Origin of the sequence: Streptomyces sp. NPDC102274, assembly GCF_044766385.1 — a bacterium.
In the GTDB taxonomy this organism is placed as follows: Bacteria; Actinomycetota; Actinomycetes; order Streptomycetales; family Streptomycetaceae; genus Streptomyces.
The window spans coordinates 14,402-30,109 of the sequence record NZ_JBIWLW010000056.1 but is presented as its reverse complement, the minus strand read 5'-3'; the positions used below and the strand labels follow the sequence as shown (position 1 = coordinate 30,109).

Sequence of the window (15,708 nt, the reverse complement as noted above, 5' to 3'; positions counted from 1 at the left end):
CTCGCCACCCGCTACCGAGCCGGACTCCAACTCGCCTCACTCATCCTCTGGCTCCGCCAACCAGCGACATGATCATTGTCAGACACACCCTAGGGGCAGTCACCGCCGCCGGGCCCGATCTCGGGAACAGCACTGTGGACTGGGGGAGGGCTGGCATCGATCCTGTCCGGTGGGCTAGGTTGTGTGGCGATGACTACCGGGACGGCATTGCGCCACACACGGATTGGTGACCCGGCGCTCCTCTGAGCGCCGTACGGGCCGGTGCTGGCCCTGTGTTGGATCGAGGATCTGGCGCTGCTGCGCGGGCTCCGCCTCCTGTCGTGTTGATCACAGCTCGACACGTCAACCACGACAGGAGAACTCATGCCCACCAGGACCAAGATGCTGCACATTCCCACCGCGGACGGCCAGGCCGACGCTTTCGCCGCCTTCCCTGACCGTGGCGAGCGGCACCCAGGGGTGCTGATGTACGCGGACGGCTTCGGTATCCGGCCCGTGCTGAGGGAGATGGCCCGCGAACTGGCCGGGCACGGGTACTACGTGCTCGTTCCCAACATCTTCTACCGGCACGGCCCGGCACCGGTGATCGAACTTCCCGAGCACATCGGAGAAGAGGCCCGGCCCGCGGTCTTCGCCCAGCTGATGCCCTTGATCGAGGCACACACCGCCGAACGTGTCCTGAGCGATGCCGACGCCTACCTCAGGTTCCTCACCACCCAACCCGAGGTCGGCGCCGGACCGGTCGCGGTGACCGGCTACTGCATAGGCGGCCTTCTGGCGATGCGCACCGCTGCCGCCCACCCTGGACAGGTGGCCGCCGTCGCCGGATTCCACGGCCCCGTGGGCGCCGACGGGCCCGACAGCCTGCACCGCCTCCTTTCCGAGCTCACCGCCCAGGTCTACCTCGGCCACGCCGAAACCGACATGACGCCCGAGGCCCTCGGCGAGCTCAACCAGGCGCTGGCTGCCGCGGGGGTCGGCTACACCTCCGAGATCTACCCCGGCACCGTCCACGGCTTCACGATGTCCGACACCGACGCCTTCAACCCCGCCGCGCTGCAGCGCCATTGGGACCGCCTGTTGCCCCTCCTCGACCGCACCCTGGCCAACCGCTGAGGCTCCGGATCGGAAACCAAACCCGAAGGACACGGCTCAGGAGTCCTGGCGACGTTTCGAAGCCGGTGTGAGGGCGGGCGCAGCCCACCCTCACCGATGGGGGAGCCGTTGATTGATGGCGGCGATGTGGGTGGGCTCGCCTCGCCGGCTGGGCTGACGTGGCTTTGTTCACGAGAGTGCCGGTTCTGGCTCAGGTTGTGTGATCCCGCACTGTGTGTGACGGCTGAAATCTCCATGGCGTATCGGGAAGTTGCCTCAAAACGAGCAGTGGCCGGAGTGACTGGGCTGACAGGTCCCTGCCCATGACGCCGCCGTGGCGGTGCTGCTCCAGCCGAGGGCCGCGGCCACGAGCCGAGCCATCTGGACACTCTGCGTCGGCATCCCACGCGCGCCCATCAGTACCGAAGGCCATGCTCTAGCGGAGGCGGGCCAGCAAGTGGGCGTCGAGGAAGCCCCGTTCAGAGGCCGGGTCGTGGAGCAGCCGGGCGAACGTGACGAGCCCGGCCCCGGCCAGCAGCTCGGCGAACCGGTCCGCCGGCCAGCTATAGGCGGGCGTCACCTTGTGGTCGAAGCGGACAGGCTCGGGCCCGTCGGTCCCGAAGAACGAGACCAGGAGCAGGCCACCTGGTGCCAGGACACGCGCCTGCTCGGCGAGCAGCGCGGGTAGTTCCCCAGGCGGGGTGTGGATCATCGAGTAGTGGGCCATCACGCCGCCGAGCGCGCCGTCCTCGACTGGCAGGGCCTCCATCCGCGCCTCGTCGAACTGCAGCGCGGGATGGGCCCGCCGGGCATGGTCGACCATGCCCGGTGAGAGGTCGAGCCCGAAGGCATCCAGCCCCAGGTCGTGCAGCATGGCCGTCAGATGTCCGGGCCCGCAGCCGACGTCGGCCGCCCGCGGGTTCCCCGTCCCGCGCACCAACTCGGCGAACGTGCCGAGCATGGCCCGCGCGAACGGCTGCGTCTCCAGCCGATCGGCGAACATCGACGCATACAGCTCGACGACCCCGTCGTAGGCCGCCCTGGTCTCATCCTGATGCTCCACCACGGGAAGGAAGTTAACACCCCCCGTTCGCAGCTGTTCTCCGGCCCCGTGCCGAATCCCGCGCCCGTCGTCGCGGACGCTCTCGGCTACACGACAAGACCACCACCCGGCTCTGCAACGAGACCGGTGGGACCTGGAGCCGATACGCCGCCGGCGACCACAGTCGGTCACCAGCTGGCTGGATTCCTCGCGGAACCGGCGACAGTTGATTAGGCGATCACACCAGTAAGGCACACCTCTCACGGCTTCAAGAGCATCCCATGGCCCCTTTTGGGCTTATCCGGTGCTGGACCCCCCTGATCAGCGCTTTCGTGAGATCACCGGACTTTGCAACACCCCTGCCTGGGGGCACGCTTGCGTTCCCCGCCAAAGCGTCGGTGGTCGCAAGTACAGTTGAAGTATGGCTTCCGATGACCTGACCGAGATGGTCTGGGAAAAAATGTGGGTGGGGCGTCCAGGCGGAACGCATCTTTCGCAATCGCGAACTCCCGGTGGTTCTAGCCCTCTTGTGCGTGGTGATGGCACAAATAAGCTCGAAACGCATGTCACGCTATTTCCTGCCCGTGATGAAGACGAGCGAGATTCGTCAGCAACGGTGCTCAAGGTGGTCATAGGCGTTGCGGTGGGCGTTGTTGGGACCATTGTTGCCATCAAGGCTGCGCCACACATCAAGAGCCGGTTGAGTGACCTCAAGTCGAAGTGGAACGGAAGTTCCGAAATGAGTGAGGCTGACAGTCAAGCCGCTACTGCCGAGATGGCCGCCCTGAGCAGTGCTGCTTCTGCGGACTTTTCCAACGAAGTTGATGTCGCGCTCGAAGAGCACGGAACGCGTATGAGCAGTGCAGAAGCTCAGAAACGTCTTCTTGCGCTTCTGACGGCTGCGGCGTTCATCGCCGATCAGATGAGGGCGCTGGCCAGTGCTCGCATCGAAGACGATGATCCTTCTCTGAAGTTGAAGAGCGCAATGGAGAAACTCGCAGCTCCGCAGATTACGGACAGCATCAATCGGGTGCTTGAGACGAACTCTTCTCTGCTCGACGAAGAGACATCGGCTGAGTTCGTGAAGATCTTTGGGGGAGGTCGAATCGTTGATGGCCAGTATGTGCCGCTGCGAAACGAAAAGATCAAAGAGGCACTACGTCTGACTGGTGGTGAGGCGTAGCCGCGGCTACGCCCGCAGGGTTGTTTCATCGTTCTCGTCAGCACATGAGTCCGCTGGTCACGGCGGTGTGAGGCCTGATGTCAGGGGTTGGACCCGCGGGTTCGTGGTGAAGTCGCGGGATTGGGTTCCAGGTCTCGCTCCAGGAGAGCGCGGGCGGAGCTCGCGTACCGGATCGCAGTCTTCTCATCGAGTCCGAAGACCTCGGCGAGGTGGAGGGGGCGGGGCCATGGGGGAGGGCTTCTTCGAGCTGCCGGTCGACGCGGAGCTGTTCCAGGGTGGCGGCCTGGCCGCGAAGCGGTGCGGTCAGGGAGTCCGCGCTGACCGGGCCTGTGCCCAAGGCGGTGAACTTGTTGATCAGCAGGTGCGGGTTGGCGGTGTCGGGTCGGCGGCGGCGTCGGTGGTCCAGCCACTCGCGGGCGGCGTGCAGTGTCAGTTCGTCCATGGGCCGGACCCGGCCGTCGGTCACGAGCTTGCGGTTGCCGATGTCGACGTCGTCGAGTTGGAAACGCAGGATCGCAACAGATCGCGCGGCGTGCCTCGATCGCAGCCGCAGCGGTACCCGACGGTGGTGCAGTTCCGGCGACTGCGGTAACCGCGACCGTGTCCGCCGCCATTACTCACGAACGCGGCTCACACGATGACCACGCGAGGTCGGGGGTTGCCGCCCGCTACGGCCGTACCGTAGCGGGCAATGGGAACGCACGCTGCGAGCGGCGGTGAAGCCCAAGACCGGCTCGGCTTTTGCCGTCGGCCCCTCGGCGTCGTCGTGCCGCGTCGAGCCGGGGCCCCATAGGCCGGGACGTCCTGCACCTCGATTGAGCAGCGCGATGAGCGGGGTGAGCGTGCCGCCGAAGGCGAAGCGCGGAGGCGTGGACTCTGAGCTTGAAACCGCGACGTATTCCAAAGTGATGGGTTCGGAGCGAGCCGAACATGCTCTGGTCGGCCGACGCCGAACTCCGGTACGGGGGCGCGCAGGTGGTGGCAAGACCACTCTGCCGCGGTGGATGGCCCTCGCCACCGCCCGACCGCTACGGATCCCGCTCACCATCACGTTCCCGCCGTTACTGACGGCATCCCAGTTGGCGAGGCCCGCCAACCGCGATACTCAGTCGCACGAGGCCGGTGCGGTCGGGTAGCCGGAGACCATTGCTGATCTCCGGCCCCTTCAGAACCGGACGTGCGAGCTTTCCCCGCGTCCGGCTCAAGCAAGCCACGAGGGCTTCGCAGGTCAGCAGGGTCATGTGGTCCGTTTGCCGTCGCCGGCGTGGTGCTGGCGGTGGCATTCGGAGTGCACGAGGCGAAGGTCGTTCCGCTCGTCCCTACCGTCGTCCCGTCGATAGGCGAAGTGATGCGTGTAGAGCATCTTCTTTGAGGCCGCGAACCAATTGATCCACTCCCGTGGACTGTCCGGTTCGTACTCCGCTCCGACGATCAGCGCCTGCTGGCAGAGAGGACAGAGCCCCTGCTGCCGGACCGCCAGGAGAAGACTCGTCTTGTCCATCGGCGGCGGCGGTTTCCTGCGACGGCGGTTCCGCCAGTACTGAGCGCCGTAGTCGGCCATTCTGAGCATCACGCCTCAGCGCCATGCCGCCCACTCCTTCACCGCGAACCGGTCGCCGACGCGCCGCACTTCGGCTGCGCCCGGCCCGGGGAAATGCGCAGGGAACAGCAGGGCGCCCCGGTCCGCGGCCTTCCCCAGCACCCGGCGCCGGCTGTCCCGTGCGCGGGGCTCGTCCTCGTCGAAGCCGGAGCAGTCGTCCGGCTCCACGAACTGCAGTGGACTGTGCAGCAGATCCCCGGCGAACACCGCCCGGTCCGTGCCCGACCGCAGCCATACGACGGAGGAGCCGGGCGTGTGGCCGGGGGCGGGCTCGATACGGAGCTGGGCGTCGATGTCGTAGTGGTCGCCTTCCCACAGCTCGGTCTGCCCGGCCTGGTGTACGGGGGCGACGCTGTCCTCGAAAACGTTGGCCATCCGGGGGCCGGAGCGGGTCCGGTGTCCGTTGGCCGGGTTCCAGTAGTCGAAGTCGGCACGCGAGATGACGTACTGGGCGTTGGGGAAGGTCGGCCGCCACTCTCCGTCGTCCGTCAGGCGGGTGTTCCAACCGACGTGGTCGCCGTGGACATGGGTGCAGATCACCGTATCCACGTCCTGCGGGCGGACGCCTGCCGCGGCCAGCTCACCGAGGTAGTGGGTGTTCAGATGGTGGAAGGACGGCATGGCCGGGCGCTCCCGGTCGTTGCCGATGCCGGTGTCGATCAGGATCGTCCGGCCCTCGCTGCGTGTCAGCCAGGTCTGGATCATGATGCGGATCTCGTCGGCGGCCGGGTCCAGGAAGGTAGGGGCGAGCCAGTTCTCGTGAGCCTGCCAGTGCTCGACAGGCACGTCGGGGAAGACATAGTCGCGTGCGAGGCCTTTGGCGGACAGCTCGACCACACGGGTGATCTCCACGTTTCCAAGCGACATGGTGTCCATGTCTCCAGCCTGCGCGCCGGATGACGCGGGCGCTTACACACAGCCCGACAGTGCACTCGAAGGAGGAAGTCCCTGGCCACAGCCTCGGTCACTCAGCGGTGCTCACGAGAACTCGCGGGATGTCGTACGACTGCGGCAGTGCCGCGCTCGGAATGGCCAACTATCGTGCTCACTGGCGAAGTAGGCGCTCAGCCGGGGGCGGGCCGGAGGGCGGTACTACGAGAGTCGGCCGCCACGGAGGCCCCAGTGGTCGAGTCCGCCGTACACGTGGGTATCCCACCGTGCGTCCCCGGAACCATTGCTGCGGAAGTTCGACAACAATCGGGTGATCTTCACTCTGGAAGTGGTCCAGCAGGACGTCGGATACTTCGACAGCCGTGCGCCCCTGGCAGGGCGGGGACACAGAGTGGCGAGCGCCGGCCACATGCGGGGACCCGCGCCGGCAGGCCGTCCTGCCCGCCCTCGCCGAACGCCTGGACGCGTGTGACCGCGGTCAGCACCAGACGTTCCTGCAAGAAGCCACTCCACAGCGAGTCGATGGCCGAACTCTTCTCCGTTTGCCGAGCCCAGAACATCAGCCATAAGATTTTTCTATTCATTCCTTTTAGTCGAGACCGCGCAAGAGGGAAGTTTGATCGATGCGGCGTGACACCAAGGGATATGACTACATCGTGGTGGGCGGTGGGACCGCGGGCTGTGTGCTCGCTGCGTGGCTCTCGGAGATGGACAGTGCCCGTGTCCTCCTGCTGGAGGCAGGCAGCGGTCAGCAGCTGGAGGCGATGGCCATCCCGCCTGACTGGCCAACTCTGTTGCAGACCTCGGCGAACTGGGGCGATACCACGGTCAAGCAGACGGCCACCGGCACGCCGACGCTGTTGGCACGCGGACGGGGCCTCGGTGGATCATCGCGGATCAACGCCATGCTCTTCGCGAGGGGGCACCGTTCGGTGTACGACGCCTGGGCCTCGGCCGGCGCGACCGGCTGGGGTTTCGAGGACCTGCTCCCGTACATGAAGCGCTGCGAGAATGCCGTGGCACGGAGCTCCGCTCTGCGCGGACTCGGCGGCCCCTTGACCGTGGCGCCCGCTGACCCGCCCGGCCCCCTGCATGTGGCCTGCATGGATGCGGCGGAGAAGGCCGGGTACCCACTGGCGGCCGACATCAGCAGCGGGACGGAGGAGGGATTCGGCTGGGTCGACCTGAACATCGTCGACGGCAAGCGGCAGAGTGCCGCGGACGCCTACCTGGCCCCCGCTCGGCACCGCACGAACCTCGACGTCGTCACCGACGCCCTGGTCCACCGGGTGCGTGTCGAAGGCAGCAGGTGCACCGGGGTCGAGTACAGCACCGGGCGCGAGAGGGTGTCGGTCGACTGCTCCGGGGATGTGGTGCTGACGGCGGGGACCATTGGCTCGTCGCAGCTGCTTCTCCTTTCCGGCATCGGTCCCCGGGCACATCTCGAAGAAATCGGGGTGGAGATCGTCCTGGACCTGCCAGGGGTCGGAGACAACCTCCACGACCACCCCGTAGCCGGCGTCGCGTACACCTCCGCACAGCCGGTTCCCACCGCACGCAACAACCACGGCGAGGCGATAGGTCTGCTCCGTAGCGACCCTGGTCTGGAAACGCCCGACTTCCTGATCGTCTTCAACGACATGGCCGGAGTCGCAGCCGCGGGAGATGAACTCAACCGTGCGTACTCCATCTTGACGGTGCTCGCCACGCCGCGCAGCCGCGGCACGCTCCGGCTTGCCAGTGCCGATCCGAGCGCGGCACCGGTCATCGACCCCAATTACTTCGGCGATGACCACGACCTCACCACCATGATCTCTGCACTACGCGCCGCCAGGAGAATTGGGCAGGCCACACCTCTCAACCCGTGGCGCGGCCAGGAAATCGCGCCCGGACCCGATGTGCAGGACGAAGCGGAATTCGCCGCCTACATCGACGGGACCTTGGCGTCCATCTTCCACCCCGTGGGGACGTGCCGGATCGGGAGCGACGACCTGGCAGTCGTCGATACCGAACTGCGCCTGCACGGCATCAGCGGACTTCGGGTGGCCGACGCCTCCGTGATGCCGTCCATCGTCACCAACACGCCCAACGCCACCGTCTACGCCATCGCCGAACGTGCCGCGGAACTCATCCGCTCCTGACGCCACCACCCGCGGCATCTCCGTGGGGGCCTGACATCGCAGCAGGCCGCGCAGGAGACCGCCAGTCGCGCACCTACTGGTGAATCAGGCGTTCCTTCGACGCCAGGCTGATCCGTGAGCGGTGCACTGACTCCGCGTGCACCGCCACGATCGCCTCCTCCACCTCCGGCGTGACCGACCGGTGCCCCACCAGTGCCCTTGTCCATCGGCCATCCGCCGGACCGGCGAGCCCTTGTCCGGCGACGGCGTCCTCGTTCGGGGCCATGGCACGGTCCTTCTCTGTGCGTCGCCGCACATCCGTGCGCGCAGGGTGCCACGGCGGTACCGGCGCGCGGTCGCGGTCAGCGTGGTTCGGTGAAGCTCCGCACGGCGTCGATGAGTGCCGCGCGGTGTTCCTTCGTGCGTTCGGCGGACTGGGGGTTGTCGCCCGCGACGGAGCGCAGGCCCGGCGCGGCGCTGAGCCAGCTGTCGCTGATCCTCAGGACCATGGCGAACAAGTCGATGGCGGGGATGCGGTCGTTGACCTTCCCCTCGGCCTGGGCCGCGGTAATCGCAGCGACCCTGTCCGCATAGCTCTGCCGTTCGTCCTCGGTGGGGCTGGCTGAGTCGAGGACGCGCCAGGCGGCGAGGCGGCCGACCTGCGGATGGGCCAGGACGTAGTCGAAGCGGGCGGCCGCGAACGCGGCGAGGTCGCCGGGGATGAGCGGCACCGCCTCGACGAGCTTGGCGATCTCGGCCTTCAGGACCGCGGTGAACAGGGCGTCCTTGTCCCCGAAGTACATATAGATGAGGCGCTTGTTCGCCTCGGCCCGCTCGGCGATGCGGTCGATGCGGGCGCCGGCGAAGCCGTGCGCGGCGAACTCCTGGGTGCCGGCCGCCAGCAACCGAGCCTTGGTCGCCTCGGCATCCCGGGGGCGGCGTCGGGGTGCGGGCAGCGCGTCGGTGTTCACGTCAGTCACGGCTCCAGCATAGCCGGATATCCCTAACTGGTTACATACGGTCGGTCAGTGTTAGCGTAAGTAACCATCCAGTTAGATATCTGGCGGTAAGGAGCCTGATCATGGCAACCACACTCGACACCCTGACCCTGGCCGAGGGCCTGACCATCACGCGGATGGGATACGGGGCGATGCAGCTCGCCGGACCGGGCGTCTTCGGGCCGCCGCGCGAGCGCGCCGAGGCCGTCGCCGTCCTGCGCGAGGCCGTCGAGCTCGGCGTCACCTGCATCGACACCGCCGACTTCTACGGCCCGGCGGTCACCAACGAGATCATCAAGGAGGCCCTGCACCCCTACGACGGCGTCACCATCGCCACCAAGGTCGGCGCACGGCGGGGCGAGGACGGTTCCTGGATCCCCTCGACAGCGCCGGACGACCTGCGGGCCCAGGTGCACGACAACCTCACGCACCTGGGCGTGGACGCACTCGACGTGGTCTACCTGCGGACCGCCTCTCGCGAGGGGACGACCGACGACTCCCTGGAGGAGGAGTTCACCGCGCTGGCCGAGCTGCGCGACAAGGGCCTGATCCGGCACCTGGGACTGAGCGGCGTATCGTCCAGGCAGCTCACCGAGGCCCAGTCCATCGCGCCCGTCGTCGCGGTACAGAACCTGTACAACCTCGTCAACCGGCAGGACGACAACCTGGTGGACCGCACCGCCCGCGAGGGCATCGCCTACGCGTCGTTCTTCCCGCTCGGCGGTTTCAGCCCGCTGCAGTCCGACGTCCTGGCCGGCGTCGCCCGCCGCCTGAACGCCTCCCCCCAGCAAGTCGCCCTCGCCTGGCTGCTGCAGCGCTCCGCCACCTCGGTCGTCATCCCCGGCACCTCCTCACGCGAACACCTGCGCGAGAACATCGCCACAGCCGACCTCCAGCTGCCCGCCGACGCCATCACCGAACTCGACACCATCGGCAGCTGAGCCGCCCGCACCCCTCGGCCGCCGCAAGGAGGCATAACCCCCACCGCTCCGGACCACGTCGGCTTCATCGGTCTGGGCGACCAGGGCGGCCCCATGGCCCGCGCCATCGCCGAGGCAGGCCACCCGCTGCACGCCTGGGCCCGCCGCCCGGCCTCCCTCGACATCCTCGACGGCGTCCCGCACGCCGGCCACGCCGGCATTGGCCGACCTCGGCGTGGCCTGCGACATCGTCTGCCTGTGCCTGCCCGAAGACATCGACGTGCACAGTGTCGTCGTGGACGGCGGACTGCTGGAGGCCATGCGGCCGGGCTCCGTCCTGGTCAACCACGGCACCGGCCTGCCGGCCTTCGCCGAGGAACTCACCCGCATCTGCGCCGCCCGCGACGTGCACGTCCTGGACGCCGCGGTCAGCGGTGCCCGTGCGGGGGCCCTGACCAAGACGCTGACCACCATGGTCGGCGGGGACGAAGCTCAGGCCAAGCGCTGCGAACCGGTCTTCGCGTCGTTCTCGGCCAACGTCGTCCACATGGGCGGCGCGGGCAGCGGGCAGATGGCCAAGCTGTTCAACAACACGCTGATGATGCTGAATCAGCGGAGCATCGATGAGATCATCGAGGTTGCGCAGCGCGTCCGCCTCGACCTGCCCAAGCTCCTGAACGTCCTCGGCACAGGCAGCGCTTCCAGCGCCGCGCTCGCTGCCCTGAACAGCGCGATCACTGTCGACAACGCCGAGCACCTCACCAAACTGCAGCTCATCGACATGCAGCTCTTCGCCGACGCCGTCGCACCCCACAACGCCCAGGCCGACAGCGTCACCGCCCGCGCCATCGCCGGCTCCCACCGCCTGGCCGCCCTCGCGCACGCCGTCGCACCGGCCTGAACCCGGCAGCTCCAACCCTCCACTCCCCGGCGAACCAGCGTCAGCAGCCCGGCAAGGGAGTGGAGGCATGTCCAGGCACACCACAGCAGAGGTCTTCGTGTCGCACCGCAATGCCCGGCCGACCATCCATGGAAGACGGCTTCTGGTCGACCGGGTCCGGGCCGGCAGGCCCGTCGCCGAATGGGCCTACGTCCGCTCCTGCACCAGCAACACCGAACGAACCGCCGCCCTGGAGGACTTCCTCCACACCTGCGACCATCACCGCTGCCACACCGCACTCGCGGCAGCCCACCCATCAGCCGGGTGAACAACCCTGCCTGGCCGGTCTCAAGCTCCGGACGGGCCTGCCAAGGCCGTCCGGAGCTCGAGGACAGGGCATTCGGCCCGCCCGGCGAATCGGCTGCCGATCAACTGCAACTGACCGCAATCAACTGCGAATCACGGCGAATCAGCGGCGCACGCCGCACGTCGCCGTCGCAGTCCGCGAAGGATCGCTCTCGGACCGCGCGGTCAGCGACACCTTTCCCGTGCGGGCGGCGCCGTCGCCCGCCGCCACCGCGACCTTCACGTCGGTGGACCCGCCGGCCTCCGCCGTGGCCAGCTGGTTGGGCAGTGCCACCCGCCAGCCCTTGCCGTCGACCTGGGCCGTCAGCCGGTAGACGTCCGACTTCTGGTGTTGGGCCTCCGCGCCGCTCGCGCCGCGCCCCGTGTTGGTGAGATCGAACCGGCATGTGGTCCCGGTCCCGCCCGGCTTCCCCTCGGGGCTGCCGTGGCTCAGCGCGACGCCCCGCTTCTGTGGACCCGATCCGTCGAGGGACCTGACGGCGATGACGTAGGAGAGCTCTCCCTTCCGGTTCAGCCGCTTGTCGATGACGTAGAAGTGGAGCCCGTTGGCGCGGTCGACGTACTCGTACTCACTCCCCGAGTCGGTCCCGGCGTGGAACAGGCCGTCGTTGAGCTGCCGGTAGTCGCCGATGGAGCGCATGACGGGTGTGCCGTCGGGCTTTTTGTAGTCGACCATGCCGATGTCCTGCGGATTGGCGTCGATCATCCAGCTGAAGCAGAGGTATCCGCAGCTGTTGTTCTCGTTGTCGTAGGGCTTGTTCTTGGTGAGCAGCACGCCGTTGTCCGGGGTGAACGAGTCGGTGCCGATCCGCTGCACCGTCTCGATGGTGTAGTCCGTGAAGCCCGGCCCCGAGCACATCGGGTCCTTGGCCACGTCGCAGGACGGCGTCCGGTCCTTGCCCAGGTCGATGCGGACCCCCTGGAGGGCGTCCTCGCGTACGGCGGCGGTACGGGCCCGCACCTCGAACACCGCGGGGCCGTTGGCCTTCAGCGCCTCGGGGGTGAGGTTCAGGACCTGCTCGTCATCGATGAAACCGAGCTTCATCCTGGTGCGCAGCGTATGTCCGGCGGGCATCGACGCACCCTGCGTCGCGGGCACCTGCCAGCGGTTGTGCGGCCCTCCGGGCCCGTTGAACGATCCCCGGTCCATTCCATCGAAGGGACCCGTGCCCGAACGGTGATAGGGCGGTACGTACGGGTTGTTGGCGTTGTCGCCGATGTCGAACGTGTGGGTGATCTCGTGGGTGATGGTCCCCGAGCTCTCACCTTGCCGGATACCGGAGTTGCCCCAGAGCTGGGATCCGGCCTTCCACGACGTCCATTCGCTGTACCGGCCGCGGACCCAGTTCGGCAGCGCCGGGTCGGGCGGCCCCCACTCGTCGGGGATGTCCTCCTTGTTCTGGAACATCATCTCGCCGAACTCCTGCCACACGGAGGTCTCGTCGTAGCCGGCGTAGAGGCGGAAGACCCGGTCGTACGTCTTGGACTCCGCCTCGCCGACGTCGTCGAGCCACATTGGGTCGATGTCGTCCTCGATCGAACCGTCACAGGTGTGCGCGGCCGGACACCCGTCGCCCTCCTGGCCGATGTCGTTGACGCCGTACTCGTAGGAGTTCCGCGGGGCCCGGTAGGGGGAGAAGGGGACGAACTCGACGCCGATCCGCCCGTCGGTCTGTTCCATCCAGTACTCGTTGACGGTGTGCCCGTGGTTGAGTTCGCTGGGCTTGTTCCAGAAGTCCGCGTAGAACTGCGGGATCTCGGTGCGTGGAACCGGGTCGATCTGAGGGTTCTTGAAGACGTCGCTGCCCTTGGGCTGCGTCATCACGAACGGCTGGTCGGGGAAGTCGATGGCCAGTACGGCGATCTTCAGCTTCTTCTCGGTGGGCTCCCGCTTCGGATCGGCCCAGTCCGTACCGGGAACGGCCCGGTAGTCGCTCCAGGTCATGTCCTGCTGGTCCTGCCAGGACTGCGGGTCGACGGGAGCGAACGGATCGGCGCCCGCCTTCTTGTCGACGGGCGTGGGCGCGGTGGCGGTGGTGCCGGCGCCACCGCCGAGAAGGGCGGCGGTCAGAGCGACCGCCAGCACCGCGGGCACTTTCGGATTCCCTCTGAACAGTCTTGAACGCATGAGATCCCCTCGACCTAGCACAGGTCTATCGTTCTGTAAAGCGAACACGCGGAGCGTATGTGGGGTATCGGAGAGTGTCAACAGCCGTGTCCGCTTCGGTGTTGGGCGGGCGTCCGCACGCTCTCCGGCCAGGTGCCGGTCTCCGCGGCGCGGCGTCGTTCGGCTCATCGCCCGGATCGAATGGCCCGTCATGTCATGTTCGGTGTGGCGAACAGGCCGAGTGAGGCCGCTCAGGGGGTCCATGACGTGCGCAGACCGCCTTCGCCTCGGCTTTCATCTGCTCGTGCGGGGTGCTTCGTTCAGTGCTACGAAAGCTCTTCGTGCGTTATGGCGAACACTGAGAGGAATGGTGCGAGGGCGTCGTTCCGGCCGTCTTGTCCCGGACGAGACATGTCGCGGTGACGTACCGACCAAGTCGGAGACCCTGCGCGGCGAATTCGGGATGGCGGAGCATTGACACTCATCTGACACGGTCCTACCGTCTCTGTGTTCGCTCTATGGAACGAATGAGTTCGTTTACTCATACGAAATACGAGTGAAACCCGGAGGCGCGCACGGATGGCCGACGAACGGATACCCAAGCCGGTGGACCACACCGGCGCCTGTCCACCGCGAGCACCTCGACTGCCGCGCCCGGCGGAGCCGGCGCCCCTCGCGGAGTCGATGGGGCGCGGCTGGTCGGTCGGGGACCGGACGCCTACCTCGGTCGAGAAGGCGCTGCGCGGTATCGGCGTCCGATCGAGGACGACGTCGTGGTCACCGCGGACGGAGCCGACGTGCTCTCGGACGCACTCCGTCTCGACGCCGACGGTCTCGAACGCTGGATGCGTGAGCGCTGAGATGCCCCCTTCTCCCGACCCCATCGAGGACTCATGCGTCCACGCACACCGCGTCCACGCGCACTGACCGCGGGGGCAGCGGTGGCCGCCGCCGTTCTGCTCGCCTCCTGTTCCACACCAGGGGCCGGCTCCGGCGAGCCGTCCGCCAACACCCTGACGATCTCCACGCCCACCGAGCCGGACAGCCTCGACCCGACGCTCGCCAACACCTTCGCCGCGCGCATGGTGTTCACCAGCTTCTGCGAGAAGCTCTACGACGTTGACGGCGACCTCAAGGTCGTTCCGCAACTGGCGGCCGCGCTCCCGACGGTCGCCGAGGACGGGAAATCCCTCGACATCCCGATCCGGCAGGGCGTCAAGTTCAACGACGGCACACCGCTGGACGCCGCCGCCGTGAAAACCACGCTCGACCGCCACCTGACGATGAAGGCGTCGGCCAGGGTCAACGAGCTCTCCGCCGTCTCGCGGGTCGAGGTGAAGGACCCCGCCACGGTACACATCGTGCTGAAGCGGCCGTCCGCCCCGCTCGTGGCCCAACTCGCCGACCGCGCCGGGCTCATCATGTCGCCCACCGTCGTCAGGAAACTCGGGGACGACTTCGGCACCGCGCCCGTCTGCGTAGGGCCCTTCTCCTTCGACAGCCGTGTCTCCGGGAATCAGATCGACTTCGTCAAGTCGGACGACTACTACGACGCGGACAAGGTGCGGCTGGACGGCGTCCGGTACAAATTCATCACCAACTCCAGCATCGCGACGGCGAATCTGGAATCCGGAGACATCGACGCCGCCGAACACCTCGATGCCAGCGACGCGATCAAACTGAAGTCGGCGGACGGCACCAAGGTCCTCAGCTCCGACACCATCGCCTACCAGTCGCTCTCCTTCAACGTCCGGCCCGATGCCGGAACTCCGCTGAGCAAATCCCCGGCCCTGCGGAAAGCCTTCGAGATGAGCATCAACCGGGAGATCCTCAACAAGTCCGTCTGGAACGACCAGCAGGTGCCCGACTGCCAGCCCCTGCCGTTGCAGAGTCCGCTGCACACGAAGGTCCCCTGCACACCGTTCGACCCCGACGCCGCCCGTGAACTCGTAAGGAAGTCCGGGCTGAAGACGCCCATCCCCGTCGATCTCATGGCGACCACCGGCGCGGCGACCCAACGCGAGGCCCAGGTCGTGCAGTCGATGGCCGGCGACGTCGGATTCAAGGTCTCCATCAAACCCCTGGACCTGGTCTCGGCCCTGCAACTCGCCAGGACGGGCAAGTTCGACGCGTACATCGTGGGATGGTCCGGACGCGTCGACCCGGACGGCGACACGAACGACATCATCACGACCGGCGGCTCGAACAACTTCTCCGGCTACAGCGACCGCGCCGTCGATTCACTGATCCAGCGGGCCGGCAGCACGAACGACGCGGAGAAGCGACGCCAGTTGTACGCCCAGGCGGTGGAACGCGTGGGCAGCGTACGGCCGCTGATCTACCTCTACCACAACCGATGGTTCACGGGTACGAGCGACAAGGTGCACGGCGTCGTCTACCCACCGGACGGAATTCCGCGGTTCAAGACCGCGACCCTGTCCCCCTGATCCGCCACCGGCCACTCATCATCCGCCACGCGTCACCGGCGAGTGACCACCCATCCCAG

The 15,708-nt window shown here is 67.3% G+C and carries 14 protein-coding genes and 1 pseudogene; 8 read left to right on the top strand and 7 right to left on the bottom strand.

Features of this window, described 5'->3' with window-relative positions:
* The first annotated feature begins 363 nt into the window (after positions 1-363).
* Positions 364-1,116: a dienelactone hydrolase family protein gene (locus ACIRQP_RS39120; protein WP_403899690.1), complete on the top strand. Its 753-nt coding sequence runs from the start codon at positions 364-366 to the stop codon at positions 1,114-1,116.
* A 415-nt stretch (positions 1,117-1,531) separates the two neighbouring features.
* Here the strand turns inward: ACIRQP_RS39120 and ACIRQP_RS39115 are convergent, their stop codons facing one another.
* A complete protein-coding gene (locus ACIRQP_RS39115; RefSeq protein WP_403899687.1) occupies positions 1,532-2,161 on the bottom strand; it encodes a class I SAM-dependent methyltransferase in 630 nt (209 codons plus the stop codon).
* Positions 2,162-2,558: 397 nt separating this feature from the next.
* Here ACIRQP_RS39115 and ACIRQP_RS39110 point away from each other — a divergent pair, with 397 nt between their 5' ends.
* Positions 2,559-3,320 carry a hypothetical protein gene (locus tag ACIRQP_RS39110; RefSeq protein ID WP_403899684.1) on the top strand — a complete coding sequence of 254 codons (762 nt, stop codon included), beginning with the start codon at positions 2,559-2,561 and terminating at the stop codon, positions 3,318-3,320.
* A gap of 37 nt (positions 3,321-3,357) precedes the next feature.
* On the opposite strand, the gene ACIRQP_RS39105 is transcribed toward ACIRQP_RS39110, so the two are convergent.
* Entirely contained in the window at positions 3,358-3,762 is a 405-nt protein-coding gene (locus tag ACIRQP_RS39105) for a hypothetical protein (RefSeq protein ID WP_403899681.1), read from the bottom strand.
* Here ACIRQP_RS39105 and ACIRQP_RS39100 point away from each other — a divergent pair.
* A complete protein-coding gene (locus ACIRQP_RS39100; RefSeq protein ID WP_403899678.1) occupies positions 3,761-3,961 on the top strand; it encodes a CGNR zinc finger domain-containing protein in 201 nt (66 codons plus the stop codon). The genes ACIRQP_RS39105 and ACIRQP_RS39100 overlap by 2 nt on opposite strands.
* A 596-nt stretch (positions 3,962-4,557) precedes the next feature.
* Here ACIRQP_RS39100 and ACIRQP_RS39095 read toward each other — a convergent pair.
* Together ACIRQP_RS39095 and ACIRQP_RS39090 are read right to left on the bottom strand one after the other, a co-directional pair.
* Positions 4,558-4,881, bottom strand: coding sequence for an HNH endonuclease (locus ACIRQP_RS39095; protein ID WP_403899676.1), 324 nt, complete (start codon positions 4,879-4,881; stop codon positions 4,558-4,560).
* A gap of 15 nt (positions 4,882-4,896) precedes the next feature.
* Positions 4,897-5,796 carry an MBL fold metallo-hydrolase gene (locus ACIRQP_RS39090; RefSeq protein WP_403899673.1) on the bottom strand — a complete coding sequence of 300 codons (900 nt, stop codon included), beginning with the start codon at positions 5,794-5,796 and terminating at the stop codon, positions 4,897-4,899.
* Between the two features lie 638 nt (positions 5,797-6,434).
* Here ACIRQP_RS39090 and ACIRQP_RS39085 point away from each other — a divergent pair.
* Positions 6,435-7,952: a GMC family oxidoreductase gene (locus ACIRQP_RS39085; RefSeq protein WP_403899670.1), complete on the top strand. Its 1,518-nt coding sequence runs from the start codon at positions 6,435-6,437 to the stop codon at positions 7,950-7,952.
* Between the two features lie 73 nt (positions 7,953-8,025).
* Here the strand turns inward: ACIRQP_RS39085 and ACIRQP_RS39080 are convergent, their stop codons facing one another.
* Both ACIRQP_RS39080 and ACIRQP_RS39075 read right to left on the bottom strand, forming a co-directional pair.
* Positions 8,026-8,217: a hypothetical protein gene (locus ACIRQP_RS39080; RefSeq protein ID WP_403899667.1), complete on the bottom strand. Its 192-nt coding sequence runs from the start codon at positions 8,215-8,217 to the stop codon at positions 8,026-8,028.
* A 76-nt stretch (positions 8,218-8,293) separates the two neighbouring features.
* On the bottom strand, positions 8,294-8,911 hold the full coding sequence (locus ACIRQP_RS39075; protein WP_403899664.1) for a TetR family transcriptional regulator: 618 nt from the start codon (positions 8,909-8,911) through the stop codon (positions 8,294-8,296).
* 101 nt (positions 8,912-9,012) lie between these two features.
* On the opposite strand from ACIRQP_RS39075, the gene ACIRQP_RS39070 reads away from it, so the two are divergent.
* From ACIRQP_RS39070 to ACIRQP_RS39060, 3 genes and pseudogenes are all read left to right on the top strand, one after another.
* On the top strand, positions 9,013-9,870 hold the full coding sequence (locus tag ACIRQP_RS39070; RefSeq protein WP_403899661.1) for an oxidoreductase: 858 nt from the start codon (positions 9,013-9,015) through the stop codon (positions 9,868-9,870).
* A gap of 199 nt (positions 9,871-10,069) precedes the next feature.
* Positions 10,070-10,750: an NAD(P)-dependent oxidoreductase gene (locus ACIRQP_RS39065; RefSeq protein WP_403899658.1), complete on the top strand. Its 681-nt coding sequence runs from the start codon at positions 10,070-10,072 to the stop codon at positions 10,748-10,750.
* A 175-nt stretch (positions 10,751-10,925) separates the two neighbouring features.
* Positions 10,926-11,068 (top strand): annotated as a pseudogene (locus ACIRQP_RS39060) (IS481 family transposase); the annotation flags it as partial.
* Between the two features lie 130 nt (positions 11,069-11,198).
* Here ACIRQP_RS39060 and ACIRQP_RS39055 read toward each other — a convergent pair.
* The gene (locus ACIRQP_RS39055) at positions 11,199-13,190 is read right to left on the bottom strand and encodes a peptidase M6 (protein ID WP_403899656.1); all 1,992 of its coding nucleotides are present in this window, start codon (positions 13,188-13,190) and stop codon (positions 11,199-11,201) included.
* Positions 13,191-14,095: 905 nt separating this feature from the next.
* Here ACIRQP_RS39055 and ACIRQP_RS39050 point away from each other — a divergent pair.
* Positions 14,096-15,649: an ABC transporter substrate-binding protein gene (locus tag ACIRQP_RS39050; protein WP_403899653.1), complete on the top strand. Its 1,554-nt coding sequence runs from the start codon at positions 14,096-14,098 to the stop codon at positions 15,647-15,649.
* Positions 15,650-15,708 lie beyond the last annotated feature (59 nt).